This window comes from Moorena sp. SIO4A5 (genome assembly GCF_010672005.1).
Classification (GTDB): domain Bacteria; phylum Cyanobacteriota; class Cyanobacteriia; order Cyanobacteriales; family Coleofasciculaceae; genus Moorena.
In genome coordinates, this window is the sequence record NZ_JAAHHZ010000071.1 from 1 (window position 1) to 18,130 (window position 18,130).

The following is an 18,130-nucleotide window of genomic DNA, read 5'->3' on the forward strand; positions in this document are numbered from 1 at the left end:
GAAACTCAGAAGATATGACTTGAGGATGGGCAAACAAAAATTAGGCATGGTCATCCCCTTTGGAATTAATCTAGAGAGTCGCGTTGCTCAGGGGCGGTTTTGCCACAGTGATGATCCGCGATCGCATCACTGTAGAGCGCCGAACACAATAAAAACCCCCAGCAGTCAGCTGGGGGCAATTATCCAGGAGATTTATCTTTACTACATCCGTTATAATTAAATCCAGCAGGAAATTGACTAGCTCCGGAAAGATTTCATGGTTGGGCTCAAAAAACTGAAGAGGCTCAGAATATATGACTTGAGGATGGGCCAACAACAATTAGGCATGGTCATCCCCTTTGGAATTAATCTAGAGAGTCGCGTTGCTCTATAGCAATACGCGCGCGGGTATTTACAAATAATGGTGAGGGATAAATTCCTAAAAGCTTTGTAAAACTTGGCTTTTCTCTTCCGGTCTTGATGCAGTCGCTCACGGCTGCATCAAGACCAGGCTCAAAAATGTAGTTAACGATACTCTTAAGCCTCGAAAACTACTTCTTACCTATTCCCTATTCCCTATTCCCTATTCCCTATTACCTATTACCTATTACCTATTCCCTGTTCAACACTTCTGAGGCGATCGCATTACTGTAGAGCGCCGAACACAATAAAAACCCCCAGCAGTCAGCTGGGGGCAATATCCAGGAGATTTACCTTTTGAGGGTAATTATCGAGCAGATTTACCTTTACCACATCCGTTATAACTCTTAAATCCAGCCTGAAATTGACTACATCCGGAAAGATTGCTAAAAGATTGCTCCTCAAAGATTGCTCATTGTTGGGATCAAAGATATTACCTGGGAATTGGTGAAGGAGTGATCGGGTAAAGGGGTGATCCGGTGAAGGGATGATCGGTTGAGCAGTTATGACCTATGAAGGTAACTAGGGATGACGTGGACAAGAGTAATGTCCATTAAAATGGTAGTGTCAAGAACACAATACAAATATTGCTAGAGAACTGGCTATCATACAAAAAAATTTGGTAGGAAAGCGATGGAAAGCTTAGTCTGCGTTAATCTTGCCGAGTCCTATGAAGACGCGGAGAATTTTCCGTGGCAAGATGATAATGGTTTAATTCGATGGTTGGATGGGCTAAACAGTCCCACTATTCCTAGTTCAGCTTGGATCAAGATTAGTGCGATCGCAATTGCCCTAACCATTCTCAGTACCGCTGCTCATGCCAGTGCTAAAGTGCTTCAAAAAGGCAGCCGTGGATCACAGGTGACTTCTCTTCAGAAAGAGTTGGCAGCGGCTGGCTTTTATAAAGGTCGGATTACTGGCAACTATGACATGTTAACCCAGTCTTATGTTGCTATCTTTCAGCAAAAGAAGGGACTACCAATAGATGGTGTGGCTGGACCAAAAACCCTAGCAGCTTTATATAAAACTGCTGGTACTGATATTCGTCTACCAACAAACACACAGCTCAAACGCGGTAGTAGAGGAAAGGTAGTCAGCGATCTGCAAAAGAAGTTGACATCCTTGGGATTTTTTAATGGTCCGATCACTGGCTATTACGGGCGCATGACCCAAGCAGCGGTAATTAAATTTCAGCGAGCCAAGGGATTACGCGCGGATGGCGTTGCTGGACCAAACACATTGTTCGTAATCAATGGTGGTTCGATCAAAAACGCCACTGAGTTACGGCGAGGTAACAGAGGAACTGCTGTGACCAAACTGCAACAGCGGATGAGGGAGTTGAAAGTCTACAACGGTCCAGTAACGGGATTCTACGGTCGTTTAACTGAAGCAGGGGTCATAAAATTTCAGCGCTTGAGGGGACTACCAGTGACTGGTATTGCTGACTCTCGCACTTTGTCAGACTTAGCCAAAAATCCTAATGATAAGGATATTATTCCCAACGTCACTGAGTTGCGACCAGGCAGCAATGGCGAATCGGTGAAACAACTGCAAAATCGCCTCACAGAGTTGGGATTCTACAAAGGGCCAGTAACAGGATACTATGGTAAGTTAACTGAGACTGCAGTCAAAGAGTATCAGCTTTCTCGGGAACTGCCAGCAAATGGCATTGCTGACTCTCGTACCTTATCAGCACTACGGGGCAATTCTTCTGGAATTGCCGTTGCTGCTAGCATCATTACTCCATTAAAACGAGGTAGTAGTGGCACAAGAGTGAATAGCCTTCAGAATCGCTTGATTTACCTAGGCTACTATAAAGGACTAAAAGATGGCGTATTTGGACCAGCCACAGAGGCAGCCCTGAAGCGATATCAACGGGACAAAGGCTTATTACCCAGTGGAATCGCTGATGCTAAGACCTTTTCATCTCTTGCTCCACGGTGATAGGTGTTCGTCTGGTATAATATCAAAACCTTGAAAGCCCCTTCCCCGCCTAACTCGCTATTTGTGTGGGCGGGGTATCCTGCTGAAATTTTGTATGAACCAGGATGCCTACTCAAACCATTGAAATCCTATCAGCTGAAGAACTGCGCCGTACAGTAAATCGTTTGGCATCTCAAGTGATCGAACAAGTGAGTGATTTGTCCAAACTAGCACTGGTGGGTATATATACCAGAGGTGTTCCTTTAGCTCAGTTGCTAGGACGTCAGATTGAAACCCTAGAGCAGGTCAGTGTGCCAGTGGGAGCGTTGGATATCACCTTTTATCGGGATGATCTCGATCGAATTGGCATTCGCACCCCAGCAAAAACAGATATTCCCTTCGATCTTGATCGTAAGATAGTGGTGTTGGTGGATGATGTCATTTATAGAGGACGTACCATTCGTGCTGCTCTAAATGCGGTGCTTGAGTATGGTAGACCCCAAACGATTAAATTATTAGTGCTAGTAGACCGAGGACATCGGGAACTGCCGATTAGTCCAGATTTTACGGGCAAACTACTCCCCACATCCGCCGAAGAACAGGTAAAGGTTTATCTAAACGATAATGATGGTCGGGATGGAGTGGAATTAATTAAAGTAATTAGCGCCTGAATCGTGATCAGATTGCTCTTATTTTCCAAATAATTATGACCCAAACCCAACAGCGAAAGGCCGACCACATCAGGATTTGTCTGGATGAAGATGTTCAATTTCGTGCCAATACCAATGGACTTGAGAGGTACCGCTTCACTCACTGTTGCTTACCAGAACTAAACCGCAGTGAGATTGACATATCTACCACATTTCTGGGGAAATCCTTGGGAGCACCATTGTTGATTTCTTCTATGACTGGTGGTACTGAACAGGCAAAAACGATTAATTTTCGTCTGGCTGAGGTTGCCCAACATTACAAACTAGCCATGGGGGTTGGTTCTCAGCGAGTAGCTGTGGAAAAACCCGAGGTTGGTCATACCTTTGCGGTGCGCTCCCAAGCTCCGGATATTCTTCTATTTGCCAACATCGGTGCGGTTCAGCTTAACTACAGTTATGGACTAGAAGAATGCCAAAAGGTGGTTGACCTGTTAACAGCAGATGGGCTGATTTTGCACATCAATCCCTTGCAGGAGTGCATTCAAGATAACGGGGATACTAATTTCAAGGGTTTACTTGACAAAATTAATGGTTTATGCAGTAAGTTGACGGTACCAGTGATTGCTAAAGAAGTGGGTAATGGCATCTCAGCGGCTATGGCCCAGAAGTTGCTGGAGGCTGGTGTTACCGCTATTGATGTTGCTGGTGCGGGGGGCACGTCTTGGGCAAAGGTAGAAAGTGAGCGAGGATTAACCGCTCATCAGCGTCGGTTAGGACAGACCTTTGGTGACTGGGGTTTACCAACCGCTGAGTGCATTACCAGTATTCGAGCCATTGCCCCCAACATTCCCCTAATTGCATCTGGGGGATTGCGCAATGGTTTGGATGTGGCAAAAGCGATCGCATTAGGAGCCGATATTGCTGGTCTAGCATTACCATTCCTCCAAGCAGCAGCTGAGTCAGTAGATGCCGTTGATGCCTTAGTGCAACTGTTGATGGCAGAAATCACTACTGCTCTATTCTGCACCGGTAATGCTACCTTGTCTGATCTCAAGCAATCCAACGCTTTGAAAAAGTTAGGATAGTGGTAATAGGGAGTAGGGAATCGGGAATCGGGAATCGGGAATCGGGAATCGGGAATCGGGAATAGAGAATAGGGAATCGGGAATCGGGAATCGGGAATCGGGAATCGCCCTTAATCCTTAATCCTTAATCCTTAATCCTTAATCCTTGATGCTTAATCCTTAATCCTTAATCCTTAATCCTTAATCCTTTATGCTTAATCATTCATTCTTTATGCTTAATCCTTAATCCTTAATCCTTAATCCTTAATCCTTAATCCTTTACCAAATGCGTCAATTTATTCAACAAACATTTGCCAGCCTAGTAGGAAGTCTTGCCGGTTTAATTCTATTTTTTAGTTTAGCTACTAGTGGATTCCTGTTTCTACTGATTGCAGTGGCATCCAAAGATACAGGGCCACAGGTTCAAGATAAATCAGTGCTGGTGTTTGATTTATCGGTCAATATCAGCGATACCAATCCTACCTCAAGCACTAGTGAAGTGATTGAAGAGGTGTTATCGGGTCAAGAAAGCAATATCATCCCTTTGCGCAAAGTGCTCGATACTCTGGATAAGGCAACTAAGGATAAACGCATTGTTGCCCTCTACCTGGATGGAGCTGCATCTAAAACTGTTGGCAACACTGGGTTAGCAAATCTCAAGGAGGTAAGGGAGGCTCTGGAGCGTTTCCGAGCTGCTGGAAAAAAAATTATTGCCTATGACGTAGATTTGGGAGAACGGGAATACTATCTTAGCTCGGTTGCGGATACGATAATTCTTAACCCGATGGGAGTTGTGGAAATCAATGGCTTGAACTCTTCCCAACTTTTTCTGACCGGAGCTCTCCAGAAGTATGGTATTGGTGTTCAGGTGGTTCGAGTTGGCAAATACAAGTCCGCAGTTGAACCGTTCTTGCTCAAACAGCTGAGTCCTGAAAGTCGGGAACAGACTCGAGAATTGTTAGATGATATTTGGGATGAATTTTTGACAGCAGTGGGGAAAAGTCGTGAGATTACTCCCAAGACCTTGCAAGCGATCGCTAATACTAAAGGGATGTTGATCGCATCAGAGGCCAAAACTCAAGGTTTGGTGGATCAAGTTGGATACTTCGATGAGGTGATTGCTACCCTCAAGGAGCTTACTGGAGAAAAAGAAAAGGATAAATCGTTCCGGAAAATTAAGCTGGCTACTTACGCTAGAGCGAAAAGTCCTTACTCTAAAAATCGCAAGTCTAAGCATAAAATTGCCGTAGTTTATGCTGAGGGTAGCATTGTTGACGGTCAAGGAAACCTTGAGCAAGTGGGGGGTAAACGCTTTGCTAAACAGCTGCGCGAGCTACGGCTGGATAAAGATATTAAAGCAGTAGTGCTAAGGGTTAATAGTCCTGGTGGCAGTGCTACAGCCTCTGAGATTATTCAACGGGAAGTGCGGCTGATCCGTGAGGAAAAGCCAGTGATTGTGTCTATGGGCAATGTGGCAGCTTCTGGTGGCTACTGGATTTCTACCTATAGCGACCGAATTTTTGCTGAGCCAAATACTATCACTGGTTCTATTGGTGTCTTTGGTGTACTTTTTAATATTCAAGAATTAGCTAACAACAATGGTCTGACGTGGGATATTGTACAAACAGCTTCTTTAGCCGATATTCAAAGTACTGTCCGTCCCAAAACAGACCAAGAGTTAGCAATCTACCAAACCATGGTTAATCAGATTTATGACCAGTTCATTGACAAAGTAGCAGAGTCACGTAAATTGCCTAAGGGCAAGGTGAAAGATATTGCTCAGGGACGGGTTTGGTCAGGTATAGACGCCAAGCAGATAGGTTTAGTTGATGAGATTGGGGGTATTAATGATGCTATTAAGTATGCCGCTAAGCAAGCTAAGTTAAAGGATGATTGGAAAGTAGAAGAGTATCCAAAAATTCCTAGTTTCGAGGAAAGGATTCTGGAGACACTGACTAATGATGTTAGGGTCACAAGCCGACAATTACCTGAGCCACTAACTACAGAGTTGCTGAAGCTAAAACAGGATTTGGCAATTTTCACAAGCTTCAATGACCCGAAGGGGATTTATTCTATTTTGCCGTTTAACTGGCGGATTGACTAAGGGTTGAACGCGCACGCGTGGCCTTTTGGCCAAGGTTGTCTGTCAGAATGAAGAATTAAGAATTAAGAATTAAGAATTAAGAATTTGTAATTCTACATTCTTAATTCAAAAAGGTTGTTCGCCTTTGGCTTTCGGTGAAGGGTACCGTTAAATGTAAATTACACTATTTGCCCCGTTCCCGATTCCCGATTCCCGATTCCCGATTCCCGATTCCCGATTCCCTCTTAAAACCGATACTTGCGAATCTGCTGTTGAGAATCCTTACTTACCAGTGCCCAGATTCCGATTGGTAAAGCATTACCTTGAGCATCCACCTTAATTTCCATCACAATTGGTGGTGGTGATATCGGTAGGTTAGAGTTCTCTTGCCTAGCACTATTTAATTCTTCATTAATTTGTTCCCGTTGGTCTTCTGGCATATAGTAAGTTTCCAATCCGTACTCAATCGAACCATAGTTAGCAACACCTTTGATAGGAATCTGATTAGCTGGTAGTCGCGAAGGAAATTGGGCACTTAAGCTTACTGGTTTCCAGGCTATTGGTAGTTTAGTTGAGTTGGATGAGTCTGGTGCTTCTAAAATTACGTAAAAACGGGTACCAGGCTTGATAAAGGTTACCTTGTTGCCATTAGGTTGTTGCTTGGGCAATTTTTGCCAGCCAGGAAGATTGCGCAAGTTATCCTGATTAGAGATATAGTATCTTAGAGTTTGGGAATAGCCTCGCAAAAGTTCATAAGGGTCTACTGGCGCTGTCTGAAGGATGACAGTTTTTCCAGTCAGTGTAGTGTAAATTGCCTGGGTGGGAACAGTAATAATTAGTGCGGTTTGAAATAAAAGAGGTACCCAGAATCGCCAGCTTGGTATAGGACGGTAATACTCAGAATTAATGCTCATAGGTCATAAGTCATAAGTCATAAGTCATAATTCAGACTTCAAATAGCGCTCAAACCATAGTCCAGCACCAATAATACCTAGCCCACAGAGGAATAAGACTATGGATTTGACTAATAAACCAGTATCGTACTCCAGCATCCGGGTCAAAATTTGCAGCGTCAGTAGCACCATGCCACCCCAGAATAAACCTCGTTTCCCCTCTGCTAGTCCGGCGCGGATTAAACCGATGTCGATTAGGAATAAAAGCACATTGAAGATGAATACCGCTATGATGGGTAGAATACCAATACTGAGATGCCAATAGGGAACTAGGGCGCTGATCACAATCATAATAGCCACAACCTTAGTTGTTGAGTCCATTCGACGCAACAGTTTTATCCACGCCCAGATCGTGAAGCTACCTAAAATGACACTATCAATCACAGCAGGTTCCAGGAGTATTGAGGTGACGTCAACTAGCGGTTTGACTGATGGTGAACTATCCCATAACACGTGGAAAGACAAAAAATAAAATGATAGGCTGAGGAAGGTGATACCAAGGGTGCGGGCTGTGCTATTAAATTCCTGGAGGTTGGGCTGAATTCTTCCCAGGAAACCCCCGTATGACCATAACAAGGCTGGTGGTAGAGCGCATGCGATCGCAGCAATCCAACCGGGATAAGGCCATAGCTCGAAGTTGATCAAGTTCCATTCCAGGGCAGCAACTACTGCGATCGCACTTAAGCGAAACATCCATCGTGAACGGCACCAGTAAGCCAGGGGAATAAACAGTAAACCCGCAAACACTGGCATATGTTGTATGATTAGCCTTAGCCAAGACAACTCTGTGATTGCCAGAAATTCTGGCTGGGACATTCCTTGCACATACCCTAATCCAATCAAGACCATTGCCAGCATCCCTAATAGGGTCAAGCGTAGGCTATAAGCCATGGCTAAGACTCCTAATCCCCAAATCAGGTATAACTGATAGAGTGGTCCACTTTGGTGGAACATTTGGGACATCAGTGCTATATTGGCTCCTAAAGTCAGGGCTCCTAAAAGTAATAAACCTTGTCCCAAACGGCAATGCCTACCTTGGGTTGGGTCTCGCCATAGATAGAAGCCAGCAATGTTGATCCCGAAGAAGACACTCAGAAGCAAGGTCACTTTCAACCACCGAGACCAGGCTTGCCAGTTGGCTGCCACAAAGGTGATCATGGCCAAGCCTAAGAGAAGACTGCCTAGAACTAGCAAAATTACGACGAATCGATTACGGGCCGCTACTTCCAGGTCACTAAATTGATAGCGTTCCGCTAATTGAGCGTATAGGCCAGCATCAATCAACCCTTCTGTTTGCCATTGTTGTGCTTCTTGACGTAACTGGTGACGAAATTTATCGGAAGGCATCACAACCTATATTTTAGAGCTTAAGACTTTCCTCTGGGAATATACAATGTTATAATCACTAACCGACTGAATGTTTGATTATGTCCATGATATGGTGTAAACATTCTGTAATAATTAGATAAGAGTAAGTAAAAAACTGTTAACTAGAATCGGAGCTAATGGTAAACCAGAGGTCAACGAGTGGGTCGTAGTAGCTCCGAACATGTGGTATATAGGAGTTTTGATTTTACTGCATCCGTCTATTCAGTTGAGGTTGGTAAGGTACGTCAGAAGATTGTCTAGACGTGGCAAGTTTTCGTCGCTCAAATTTATCTTTATCCACCCTAGTGACTGCTGTCAACAATTTTTTCTTTTTTTTGTTATCGCCCGGAGGTATCTCTAAATGTCTATTCGTCTGTACATAGGTAACTTACCTAAAGAAGAAGTAAACCGTGATGAGCTGCAAGCTATTTTTGCTGAAGCCGGTGAAAACTTTAGCACAAAAGTGATTAAAGATCGTAAAACTGGTAAATGTCGGGGCTTCGGCTTCGTCACGGTGGCAACGGATGAGGAGGCTGATCAATTCATTGAAAAGTTCAATGGTCATATGTTCAAGGATACTACCTTGAAAATTGAAAAAGCCCTGCCACGATCCAAGAATCAAGACAAAGAAGCATCTAAGGAGAAAGAAAAACCCAATCAGGAATCAACCCCATCTGCCAACAACACTCCTCCCCCTCGCCGTAACAACAACAAGAATAAGTCTAAGCGTAAGCAGCAACAGACTACATCTGACCCCGCTGGAATTCAACCCGATCCCCGTTGGGCTAATGAATTGGCGAAGCTGAAAGAACTGTTATCGGCTCAAACTACTAACTCTTAAGTTGGGATAAATCTAACTGATTTCCATTACCAATTCTGGCAAGATTAGCCCTACGTCCTACCCGTCAGGGAGGCGTGGGCTTATTCCTCTGTAAAGCTTCAGGCTTTCCACGCAATTTTTAAATAAAAGATCTAATCACCTCAGATTGGGTTTGACCAGTCTGCTGATAGTGCTACTTTAATATCGATATCTGACTCATTCTGCCAGACAGAGAGTCTTTTCTTTTTTTTGGTTGATGATCAGTGGCAAATCCCGATAGGTTTATGGTGTCTTAAGCCAGATCAGGATAGCTTACCAATACCAAAGAAATTAAAGCTAACGAAACAGTAAGCTATTGAGCTTGATAGATAGCTGTTAATTTTGTGTGCGCAGTACCAACTACCTATTAGCTTAACGCTGATGGTGGAAAGTCTGGCAAGCTCAGGTAATTTTGCATCGTCTGTTACCCGATCGATTTAAAATTGTGAGTTGTGAATTAAAACTTACGTTTTAACCACTAACCACTAACCACTAATCACTAACGTTGTTATGAGTGCAGAAATTGACCCCATTAAGTTAATGAAACAGGAAGTTGGCAAAGCAGCTGCCAAGCGGGTGCAGTCGGGAATGATTGTGGGGCTAGGCACTGGTTCAACGACTGCCTATGCAATTCAGTTTTTAGGCGATCGCTTAAACTCTGGAGAGATTAAGGATATTGTAGGGATCCCCACCTCTTTCCAGGCAGAAGTCTTGGCGAAACAGTACGGTATTCCCTTGACTACCCTTGATGCGGTTGATCACATAGATGTAGCGATTGATGGTGCTGACGAAGTCGATCCCCAGAAAAATTTGATTAAGGGGGGTGGCGCTGCCCACACCCGTGAGAAAATTGTAGATTCCCTGGCCAAACAATTTATCGTAGTGGTGGATAGCACTAAAATAGTTGACCGCTTGGGGTCTACCTTCCTATTACCTGTAGAAGTTATCCCGATGGCAATTACACCAGTTATGAATGCCATTGAAAAGCTAGGGGGTAAACCGGAACTGCGCATGGGGGTCAAAAAAGCTGGACCAGTGATTACAGATCAGGGAAATATGGTCGTTGATGTCAAATTTGATGCCATTGATAACCCAGCTGAGCTAGAAAAAACTATCAATAATATTCCTGGTGTTCTGGAAAATGGTTTATTTGTTGGGGTTACGGATCTGGTTCTAGTTGGAGAAGTTAAGGATGGTCAGACCGTGATTCGGGAAATGTAACACGTCCAGCACTAAAGCTTGAAAGTGCCGTGGGATTCTTGCTTGATAGAAATACTCTTGATAGAAATACTCAGATATTTCTCCCAAGCCAAGGCAATTAAGTGTATGTCCCACGGCTTGATTAATTTTCCAGGTAGAGAATAGTTGATTAGACTTTGTCGAGCTTAGCCACCAGCGGCAAAGGTGAGCATGATCACTGCTGAAAGCAACATACCAGGACTTAGTAACAGAACTAACATCAAAAAATCATGGGATTCCATAATCGTAAACTCTCCTAACTGCTTCTTTACTACCTTAACCTGCTACAAAGGCTAATCCCGGAAAATCAAGAATTTATCAAGAATTCGTAAGCGGTCAGCCCTCAGCGGTCAGCCCTCAGCGAAAGGCCTTTGGCCAAGCTACGCGAACAGCGGTGAGCTAAAAGCTCACGCGTGCGCGTTCAGCTTCAAAAAAAACATCGTTCGCGTGTGGCACAGGCTTTGGCCTTGGCCTTTGGCCACGCGGGGCGCGTTTGGCCACGCTGTGCGAACGACGCTGGGATTTAACTCAGTATTAAACGAATGCTTACCTCTTTTATTCAAAAGCTGAACGCGCACGCGTGCGCGTAGCGCATTAGCTGATAGCTGAATTGTCCTTAACTTGGAGCAGGAGAATAACGAATTTATCAGCATCTTCTAGTTGCTGTTAAACGTAGGATGGGTTTACCCTGGGAATCAGTTTACAATACCTTGTAATTTAAGTTTGAAACCGGGAAGCACTGCTTCTCCAGATAACTCTTTGGGATTATCTATAACCTCAGTTTTTTGTCCTGAGCGATAAATTTCAACCCGTCGATTCTGAGGGTCAATCAGCCACCCCAAGCGCAAGCCATTGTCAATATACTCTTGCATTTTTGCCTGTAGCTCCTTGAGACTGTCAGACTTTGATCGCAACTCAATTACGAAATCAGGACAGACTTTAGGGAAAGTTTGTTTTTGTTCCTCTGTCAGTGCATCCCAGCGGTTACGTGACACCCAAGAGCTATCAGGGGAACGATTGGAGCCATTGGGAAGTTCAAATCCGGTAGATGAGTCAAATGCTTCTCCTTGTTCCGGGTTTTCCTCATACCAATTGCCCAATTGCCTGCTAATACTTAGATTTCTTTTACCGGTTTCCCATCCTGTTGGTGGATTCACAATCAATTTTCCCTCAGCAGTTCTTTCTAATCTCAGGTCTCGGTTAGCATTAGCTAATTGTTCAAACTGTTGGTGACTGACGTTGAGGTCCAAAGATTGTGGAACTATTAGCTTTAGTAGGGGTTCTAGTTGACTTGACATAACCGTTAATCCTTGGAATTGAGATATAACGAGAGAGCAGAAGATAAAGAACTCACGTCGGTTAATTTTACTGGGATTATGGGGAGTTTATCTAAGTCGCGTTCGCTTTTAGCGGAAGCTTAGCTTCATCGCCTTTGGCGTGGCCTACGGCCAATCGCTTAATGGATAATTGAGCAGGGAAAACAAAGGTTGGGCAATCTGCGAACATTTATCTTGCTGTTCATTCTTGTCCTGATTCAAAAATTTTATCGACGATCTCCTGCCCAAGATGCCACATCATCCTCCGACCAAGGGAATGGCGGATTGCTGCTATAGTCAATAAAATAGTCGTAGCCTAACTGGTCATAAAGCTCATCCACTAATGTCTGTAATTCTACCATTGGTTCGGTATCCCCAGGAAGAAGGGGAAGCCGAAAAGAGGGAATGCGATCGCCTTTGGCGTGGCCTACGGCCAATCGCATAAATTAAAAAGGTACAAGTCAGCCGTGGGACGGGTATTAGAACGACTGACTAAAATCCGATAATGACTCAGATTACTGGTGTTAGAAACAGGCAGGGGTTCTCCATCTCGCAACAGGTCAATTTCGACCAAATGAGTCATACTCTCGAATATCTGCTGCCGTTTGGCTTCGTATTTCTGACGCCCTTCTCCTCGTTTATTGGCAGGAGAGATAACTTCAATCGCTGTCACCACTTCCTTAGTGGCTACATCTTTAACCTCGATGTAGGATTGTCGGACTTCTTCTCGTAAAGGAACAGCTACCTTAATCGGTTGAACTAACGGTTCAGATACCGCAACTGCTGTAGCCATTGCAGCTGAAGCATCTCGGCTTTGTTGAACCGTAACATCGGGTCTACCAATGGCAATCTTGGTTGAGCCAGCAATCTTATAAACCCACTTATCGGTAACTACCCGATATTTAGGTAGCAGTTTCGGAATTAATGCTCTAGCCAAAGCCGCCACCAATTGGTTGTGGAAATCCGACCAATATTCCGGTTGTTCGAGGTAGGGATTCATCCCTGGAAATGGGTTAGTCATATAGCATTTTGATTTGAGTTGTAAACATACTTCCTTAGAGCTGATTCGTAAACTCGCACTAAACCTTGTAGGATAAGGCTTGCGCTAAAATAGAACAATTGAACTATTTAATACCGAAAAGACAATCATAGCAAGGCTTTCAGACTTCTTAAGATTTACTTGACGAATCAGCTCTAAGGGGGCCTTGCCCCAAACCAACTATCAGCTGATATGGCTGAGAAAGGTACCGAGTAAATTCCAGAATCTTTTCCCTAGCCAAGCTGATAAAACTCCACAGTAAATGGAGAAGCCTATGCTTAAAAGCATTATTGTATTCAAAGATATCTCTACATGCCAAAGCCATCGATAGATAGACATGATAGCGATGCCCACCAGTAATCCGGCAGCCGCACCTGCTGCCGCCTGAGTTAATACTTGTCTTGCAGTAGGTTGAGTCGTTTCTGTTTCCATAACTAGAGGCTCCTCGTTAGTATCGTTAGCAATTTTGCACGGGACACACAGCAGTGTGCCCCCAATCTCAATCTATTAAATTAATTCACCTTGGATGCAATCAATTCCTGACCCGCTTGATAAAGTGTTAGTCCGTTAACCGTTTCATCTGCTGAGAAATTGAATTGAATCGTGATATCTGCAACCTGAGCCAAGAATTTAGTTTCTGGCAAAATTCATCCCACACTCATGCTGCGCATTGAGATGTGGGATAAATTTTCCACAGAGTCTTTCACAAAAGACCAATCGATGTGTTATACTCATAATACTGACTTTCAAAGCCGTTCGCGTAGCGTGGCCAAAGGCCATAAATGCTGGAAAGTTGGTCAAACATTATTAAACAAAAGACCAAAAAAACAGAGCGGCAGGGCAGTCCGTTCTTAAAGCCCAGCGCCTCCTAAGCAATAGCTGGATTGGCTGGGAAGCCCACACTGAACTCAAAGAGTCAGTGTGGGAGCTGTCACTTTCTGAAACAGGGTAAAGGGTAAACGCTTCCTGCCCTGTGGCTTGGGCGAGTAGTTGTTGTTCCTCGACTCGAATAGCGATCTCCATATTAGGGAGTAATTGGTAGGTTCCCAAATAGCGGTTGTAAATTGCTGGGTCAAGTTCAACAATCTCAGGCTCACCGGATTAATTAACTGTGACAGTGTCAATATCAACAGTTAATTTGTCTAGTTGAGCCTGTACCTCTGAAGACATCTCAGCCTGGTAACGTCCGCCTAAATGTTCAGCTAAAAACTTCTCTAATGCAGCTGTCATGGCCAGTGAGTTGATCTCCTTACGGAAACCATGGCCTTCATCCGGGGCAATCAGATATTCCACGGGTCGGCCTAAATCTCGTAATGCGGCCACAATTTGGTCTGACTCCGCTTGCTTAACTCGGGGATCGTTGGCTCCCTGAACCACCATCAGCGGGGCCTGAATTTGGTCGGCGGAAAACAGGGGTGACTGGGCTTCTAGACGGGTGCGATCGCTCGGATCATCTGGATCTCCCAGCCGCAGAGCAAAGGTAGCCTTCATCGATTCCCAATAGGGGGGAATTGACTTGAGCAAGGTAATCAGGTTCGATGGCCCCACATTGGATACGCCAACGGCATAGATATCTGGTGTAAATGCCAAACCAGCTAGGGTGGCATAGCCTCCATAGGAGCCACCAAAAATTCCCACACGCTCGGGATCGGCAATCCCTGCATCAATCAGATACTGCACGCCATCCGTCAGGTCATGCTGCATTGCACCCGTGCCCCATTCGTTGTTACCGGCATTGAGAAAGGCTTTACCATAGCCAGTGGACCCTCGAAAGTTGGGTTGGAGAACGGCGTAGCCACGATTAGCGAGAAACTGGGTAAACGGCCTGTACCCCCACATATCTCGTCCCCAAGGTCCACCGTGGGGCATGACAATCACCGGTAGCTTGACTGGGTTTACCCCCTGGGGCAGGGTCAGATAGGCTGGAATCTCTAGACCATCACGGGCTGTATAGCGGATCGGCTGCATGGTGGCCAAATGTTGCCTGGGCAGCTCTGGCCGATCATCGTAGAGTTTTTCCAGGGTTTGAGTACTACGATCAAATAGATAAGTAGACCCAGGATTCACATCGCTCCGGGTTCTAATCAACGCAAAGCGATCATCGATAGTAAGGGATTGCAACACAATATCAACGTCGGGCAGTTGTTGTTTCAGAAAGGCTAGATCAGCCGCTATCTTGTCGTTTTGAGGATAGATGCGGATGCGATCGCCAACATAGGAGGTAGCAATCAACTCATCAGTCGCTTCTGAAAACACTGCACGGCCAAAATCCACCTGGTTTTCAGGATCAACTTCCACGACCTGACTCTGCTGGCTTTCGAGATTAAGCAGCTTTAACTGCATTAAATTCCCATCCCGATTGCTGATCAGATACACCCGTTGGCCATCTTTATGAAAGCGAATGGGGACACAGGTTTCTTCAATTCGACAGGTGTAAACAGGTGTTAATCCATCTTTTTGCACCGCCAGAATCTCATGCCCCCCTTCCAGGGTTTGGCGATAGCCGATGCGCACATTACCGTCTAAATCGGTTGTCCAGAGGGCAATATTCTCGTCATTTTGAATCAGCAGCGTCCGCTCGCCTGTTGTCAAATCCAAACGATAGACATCATGAAACTGGGGATTGCGTTCGTTAAGACCGATAATGATGTGGTTCGGAGTCCGTTTAGGAACGCTATAGATCATGGCCGTAATCCCCTCTACAGGGGTTAAATCGCGGGTTACCGGGCTAGTCTCACCTAAAGATTTAGCTTCAACCGCATAAATGTGAAAATTCTCATTGCCCCCTTTATCCTGGCCGTAGAGAATGTAACGACCATCGGCGCTCCAAAAGTAAATCATGATCGGGCTTTCAGCATCAGCCGTGACTGGACGAGCAGCTTCCATCGGTTCATCGATGCCCTTAACCCACACATTGATCACGCCGTCTAGAGGTTTTTGAAAGGCCAGAAACTGACCGTCGGGGGAAAGCTGGGCACCTGTAATCTCTGGATCGCCAAAGAATAGTTCCCGCTGAAGTAACGGTGCTACAGCGGTCTGACTCTCAGCAGCGCTAGCAGTTTTTGCCGTTAGGGGTAGCGGTGGATTGCCAAGGCTAAAACCCATCAAACTAATAGACATCATCAAACCTGCACCAAATTGAAATTGTTTCATGATAAACCGTATCCTCTGAAAAGTTGCTTATAATTCAATATTAAACAGGCCATTTCAAACTGACTATAGCGAAAGGTCATATGGATACATGACGTTTGTCATGGAAATTTATCCATAAGTTTCATAAGCTGTAGAAGCAGTCATAAGCATTAGGTAAGCTGATGTCAGCTCGGACAACTCCTCAGGTTTCCACCATTAATCCTTCAATTCCCAAAATCCTGCGTTATGTGGAATGGGCATGTTTGGTGATGGTGACCCTGATACTGCTGTTTTTCATCCTGAATAAATCATTGTCCTATGAGGCCAAGGGCGGTGACTACCTAATAAACTTCTTCGTATTGGGAGTTTTGGCCATTCTGAGCTTCTTCTTTCCAATCCGTCGCCCCATGTGGCAGCGACGAGCCTATATCTTTGCCGAAATTGCCTGTCTGTTGCTGACACGTATCTTTAGTCATGTAGGTCTGGATCTCCTTCTCTTTCTATACTTCGCCAAAAGCTGTTTTCTGTTGCGTCGTCGGGACGTGATCATCACGGTTGTTTTAGCCGGTATTGCCTGGCATGTAGGTTTTGCGTGGCAGTTAACGAATGATTTACTAACTGATCTCTCAAAACCGATTGCAGAGCAGCAAGCTCGCTTAGAAAAAAACCTACAAACCTTTCAAGAGGCTCCCCAAGTATTTCTTGCGGGTATTGTTCTCAATAACCTTGTGAACTATATTTCCCTGAGCGTACCGATTATTCTGCTCTGTTTAACCTTGGTGGCTGAGTACAGGAGTCGTCAGCGAGCAATCGCCTTGACCCAGGAAGTTGAATTGCTAGCCGCAGATTTAGAACGCACCCGCATTGCTCGCGATATTCATGATTCATTGGGGCATACTTTGACCTCCCTTGATGTGCAGCTAGAATTAGCACAACGACTCTACGAACGAAACTCTAATCAGCTTCAACCAGCGTTAGAGACGGCCAAACTGCTGGCCAGCCAATCCTTACAAGAAGTGCGTCGGGCAGTGACCACCATGCGAGAAGAGACCTTTGATCTCAATAAGGCGCTGCCACAGCTGCTGGAATCTTTTACATCCAACCCCTCCATAAAGGTTAAAAGCAAAATAGATTTGCCCCAGCTGCCGTTACAAACCAATCATCAGCTTTACTGTGTGGTTAAGGAAGGATTGGAAAATATCCGCAAACACAGTCAAGCCCAGGTTATTCACCTCCGGGGATATGCTTCTGCTGATGCGGTTATCCTTGAACTAAAGGACGACGGTATGGGCTTTGATATTGCTAAACCCACCCAGGGTTTTGGCCTCAGGGGTATGCAGGAGAGAGTTCAGCTGATAAGTGGATCGATACAATTAGATAGCACACCGGGACAAGGCACCTGTATTCAGATTAGGATACCACGATGATTCGACTTCTATTGGCTGATGACCAACCCATCTTTCGGCAGGGACTGGCGGCACTGTTGTCCCTAGAGGATGATCTCGAGGTGGTGGGTGAAGCCAATCACGGTGAAGAAGCCATTGCCCTCACCCAGAGGTTACAGCCTGATATTATCTTGATGGATGTGCGGATGCCCATCTGCGATGGTGTGCAAGCAACCCGAGAAATCCATACCCGCTACCCCTGGATTCGGATTCTAGTCTTAACCACCTTTGACAATGATGACTATGTGTTCCAGTCTCTTCAGGCTGGGGCGTTGGGCTATTTGCTTAAAAGTACTCCAGCACCTAAGGTGGCAGCGGCCATTCGCAGTTTGCATCAGGGATACAGCCAATTAGGTCCTACCATCGCTCCGAAGGTGTTTTCTCAACTGAATAATACCCAACCTGAACGGGAAAAAACAGATTATCATGCTCAATTCAATCAGCGGGAACTAGAGATCCTGAAGCTGTTGGGACAAGGTAAAAGCAATCGAGAAATTGCAGCCGCCCTTAATCTGACCGAAGGCACGATTAAAAATCATCTAACTAATATTTTCTGTGAGTTGGATGTTCGCGATCGCACCCAGGCTGCCCTCTGGGCCCATCAGCATCTTTAATGTGCATGAGATTAAACTATTTTATCACTATTTTATCTGGGAAATC

The 18,130-nt window shown here is 45.0% G+C and carries 17 protein-coding genes; 9 read left to right on the plus strand and 8 right to left on the minus strand.

All coding sequences use genetic code 11. From position 1 onward, the window contains the following. The 5 genes from F6K57_RS21115 to sppA all read left to right on the plus strand — a co-directional run. The coding region (locus F6K57_RS21115) for a hypothetical protein (protein ID WP_293070494.1) at positions 1-220 on the plus strand (220 nt) is incomplete at its 5' end. Positions 221-1,032: 812 nt separating this feature from the next. Continuing rightward, entirely contained in the window at positions 1,033-2,343 is a 1,311-nt protein-coding gene (locus F6K57_RS21120) for a peptidoglycan-binding protein (RefSeq protein WP_293070496.1), read from the plus strand. A gap of 104 nt (positions 2,344-2,447) precedes the next feature. Beyond that, complete coding sequence (pyrR, locus tag F6K57_RS21125; RefSeq protein WP_008184410.1) at positions 2,448-2,993, plus strand: bifunctional pyr operon transcriptional regulator/uracil phosphoribosyltransferase PyrR; 546 nt, start codon at positions 2,448-2,450, stop codon at positions 2,991-2,993. Between the two features lie 35 nt (positions 2,994-3,028). Then, positions 3,029-4,057, plus strand: coding sequence for a type 2 isopentenyl-diphosphate Delta-isomerase (gene fni / locus F6K57_RS21130; protein WP_293070498.1), 1,029 nt, complete (start codon positions 3,029-3,031; stop codon positions 4,055-4,057). 265 nt (positions 4,058-4,322) lie between these two features. Continuing rightward, positions 4,323-6,140 (plus strand): signal peptide peptidase SppA, encoded by a 1,818-nt coding sequence (gene sppA / locus F6K57_RS21135; RefSeq protein WP_293070500.1) that lies wholly within the window; start codon positions 4,323-4,325, stop codon positions 6,138-6,140. A gap of 224 nt (positions 6,141-6,364) precedes the next feature. Here sppA and F6K57_RS21140 read toward each other — a convergent pair whose 3' ends face one another. Together F6K57_RS21140 and F6K57_RS21145 are read right to left on the minus strand one after the other, a co-directional pair. Beyond that, positions 6,365-7,033 (minus strand): GDYXXLXY domain-containing protein, encoded by a 669-nt coding sequence (locus tag F6K57_RS21140; protein WP_293070502.1) that lies wholly within the window; start codon positions 7,031-7,033, stop codon positions 6,365-6,367. A gap of 24 nt (positions 7,034-7,057) precedes the next feature. Then, a complete protein-coding gene (locus tag F6K57_RS21145) occupies positions 7,058-8,419 on the minus strand; it encodes a DUF2157 domain-containing protein (RefSeq protein WP_293070504.1) in 1,362 nt (453 codons plus the stop codon). Positions 8,420-8,801: 382 nt separating this feature from the next. Between F6K57_RS21145 and F6K57_RS21150 the strand changes: the two genes are divergently transcribed. Further along, on the plus strand, positions 8,802-9,281 hold the full coding sequence (locus tag F6K57_RS21150) for an RNA-binding protein (RefSeq protein ID WP_293022630.1): 480 nt from the start codon (positions 8,802-8,804) through the stop codon (positions 9,279-9,281). A 528-nt stretch (positions 9,282-9,809) separates the two neighbouring features. Further along, positions 9,810-10,520, plus strand: coding sequence for a ribose-5-phosphate isomerase RpiA (gene rpiA / locus F6K57_RS21155; RefSeq protein ID WP_293022627.1), 711 nt, complete (start codon positions 9,810-9,812; stop codon positions 10,518-10,520). Between the two features lie 713 nt (positions 10,521-11,233). On the opposite strand, the gene F6K57_RS21160 is transcribed toward rpiA, so the two are convergent. From F6K57_RS21160 to F6K57_RS21185, 6 genes are all read right to left on the minus strand, one after another. Further along, the gene (locus F6K57_RS21160) at positions 11,234-11,836 is read right to left on the minus strand and encodes a Uma2 family endonuclease (protein WP_293022624.1); all 603 of its coding nucleotides are present in this window, start codon (positions 11,834-11,836) and stop codon (positions 11,234-11,236) included. Positions 11,837-12,081: 245 nt separating this feature from the next. Continuing rightward, entirely contained in the window at positions 12,082-12,297 is a 216-nt protein-coding gene (locus tag F6K57_RS21165; protein WP_293022621.1) for a DUF4058 family protein, read from the minus strand. Beyond that, complete coding sequence (locus F6K57_RS21170) at positions 12,282-12,875, minus strand: DUF4058 family protein (protein WP_293070507.1); 594 nt, start codon at positions 12,873-12,875, stop codon at positions 12,282-12,284. The genes F6K57_RS21165 and F6K57_RS21170 overlap by 16 nt, the downstream gene beginning before the upstream one ends. A 201-nt stretch (positions 12,876-13,076) precedes the next feature. After that, positions 13,077-13,325, minus strand: a complete 249-nt coding sequence (locus F6K57_RS21175) for a hypothetical protein (protein ID WP_075905138.1) — start codon at positions 13,323-13,325, stop codon at positions 13,077-13,079. Between the two features lie 375 nt (positions 13,326-13,700). Next, the gene (locus F6K57_RS21180; RefSeq protein WP_075905140.1) at positions 13,701-13,943 is read right to left on the minus strand and encodes a hypothetical protein; all 243 of its coding nucleotides are present in this window, start codon (positions 13,941-13,943) and stop codon (positions 13,701-13,703) included. A gap of 51 nt (positions 13,944-13,994) precedes the next feature. Beyond that, the gene (locus F6K57_RS21185) at positions 13,995-16,046 is read right to left on the minus strand and encodes an alpha/beta fold hydrolase (protein WP_293070510.1); all 2,052 of its coding nucleotides are present in this window, start codon (positions 16,044-16,046) and stop codon (positions 13,995-13,997) included. A 161-nt stretch (positions 16,047-16,207) separates the two neighbouring features. Here F6K57_RS21185 and F6K57_RS21190 point away from each other — a divergent pair, with 161 nt between their 5' ends. Both F6K57_RS21190 and F6K57_RS21195 read left to right on the plus strand, forming a co-directional pair. Continuing rightward, a complete protein-coding gene (locus F6K57_RS21190; protein ID WP_293070512.1) occupies positions 16,208-17,452 on the plus strand; it encodes a sensor histidine kinase in 1,245 nt (414 codons plus the stop codon). Next, positions 17,449-18,084: a response regulator transcription factor gene (locus F6K57_RS21195; protein ID WP_293022604.1), complete on the plus strand. Its 636-nt coding sequence runs from the start codon at positions 17,449-17,451 to the stop codon at positions 18,082-18,084. The genes F6K57_RS21190 and F6K57_RS21195 overlap by 4 nt, the downstream gene beginning before the upstream one ends. The last annotated feature ends 46 nt before the right edge of the window (positions 18,085-18,130 follow it).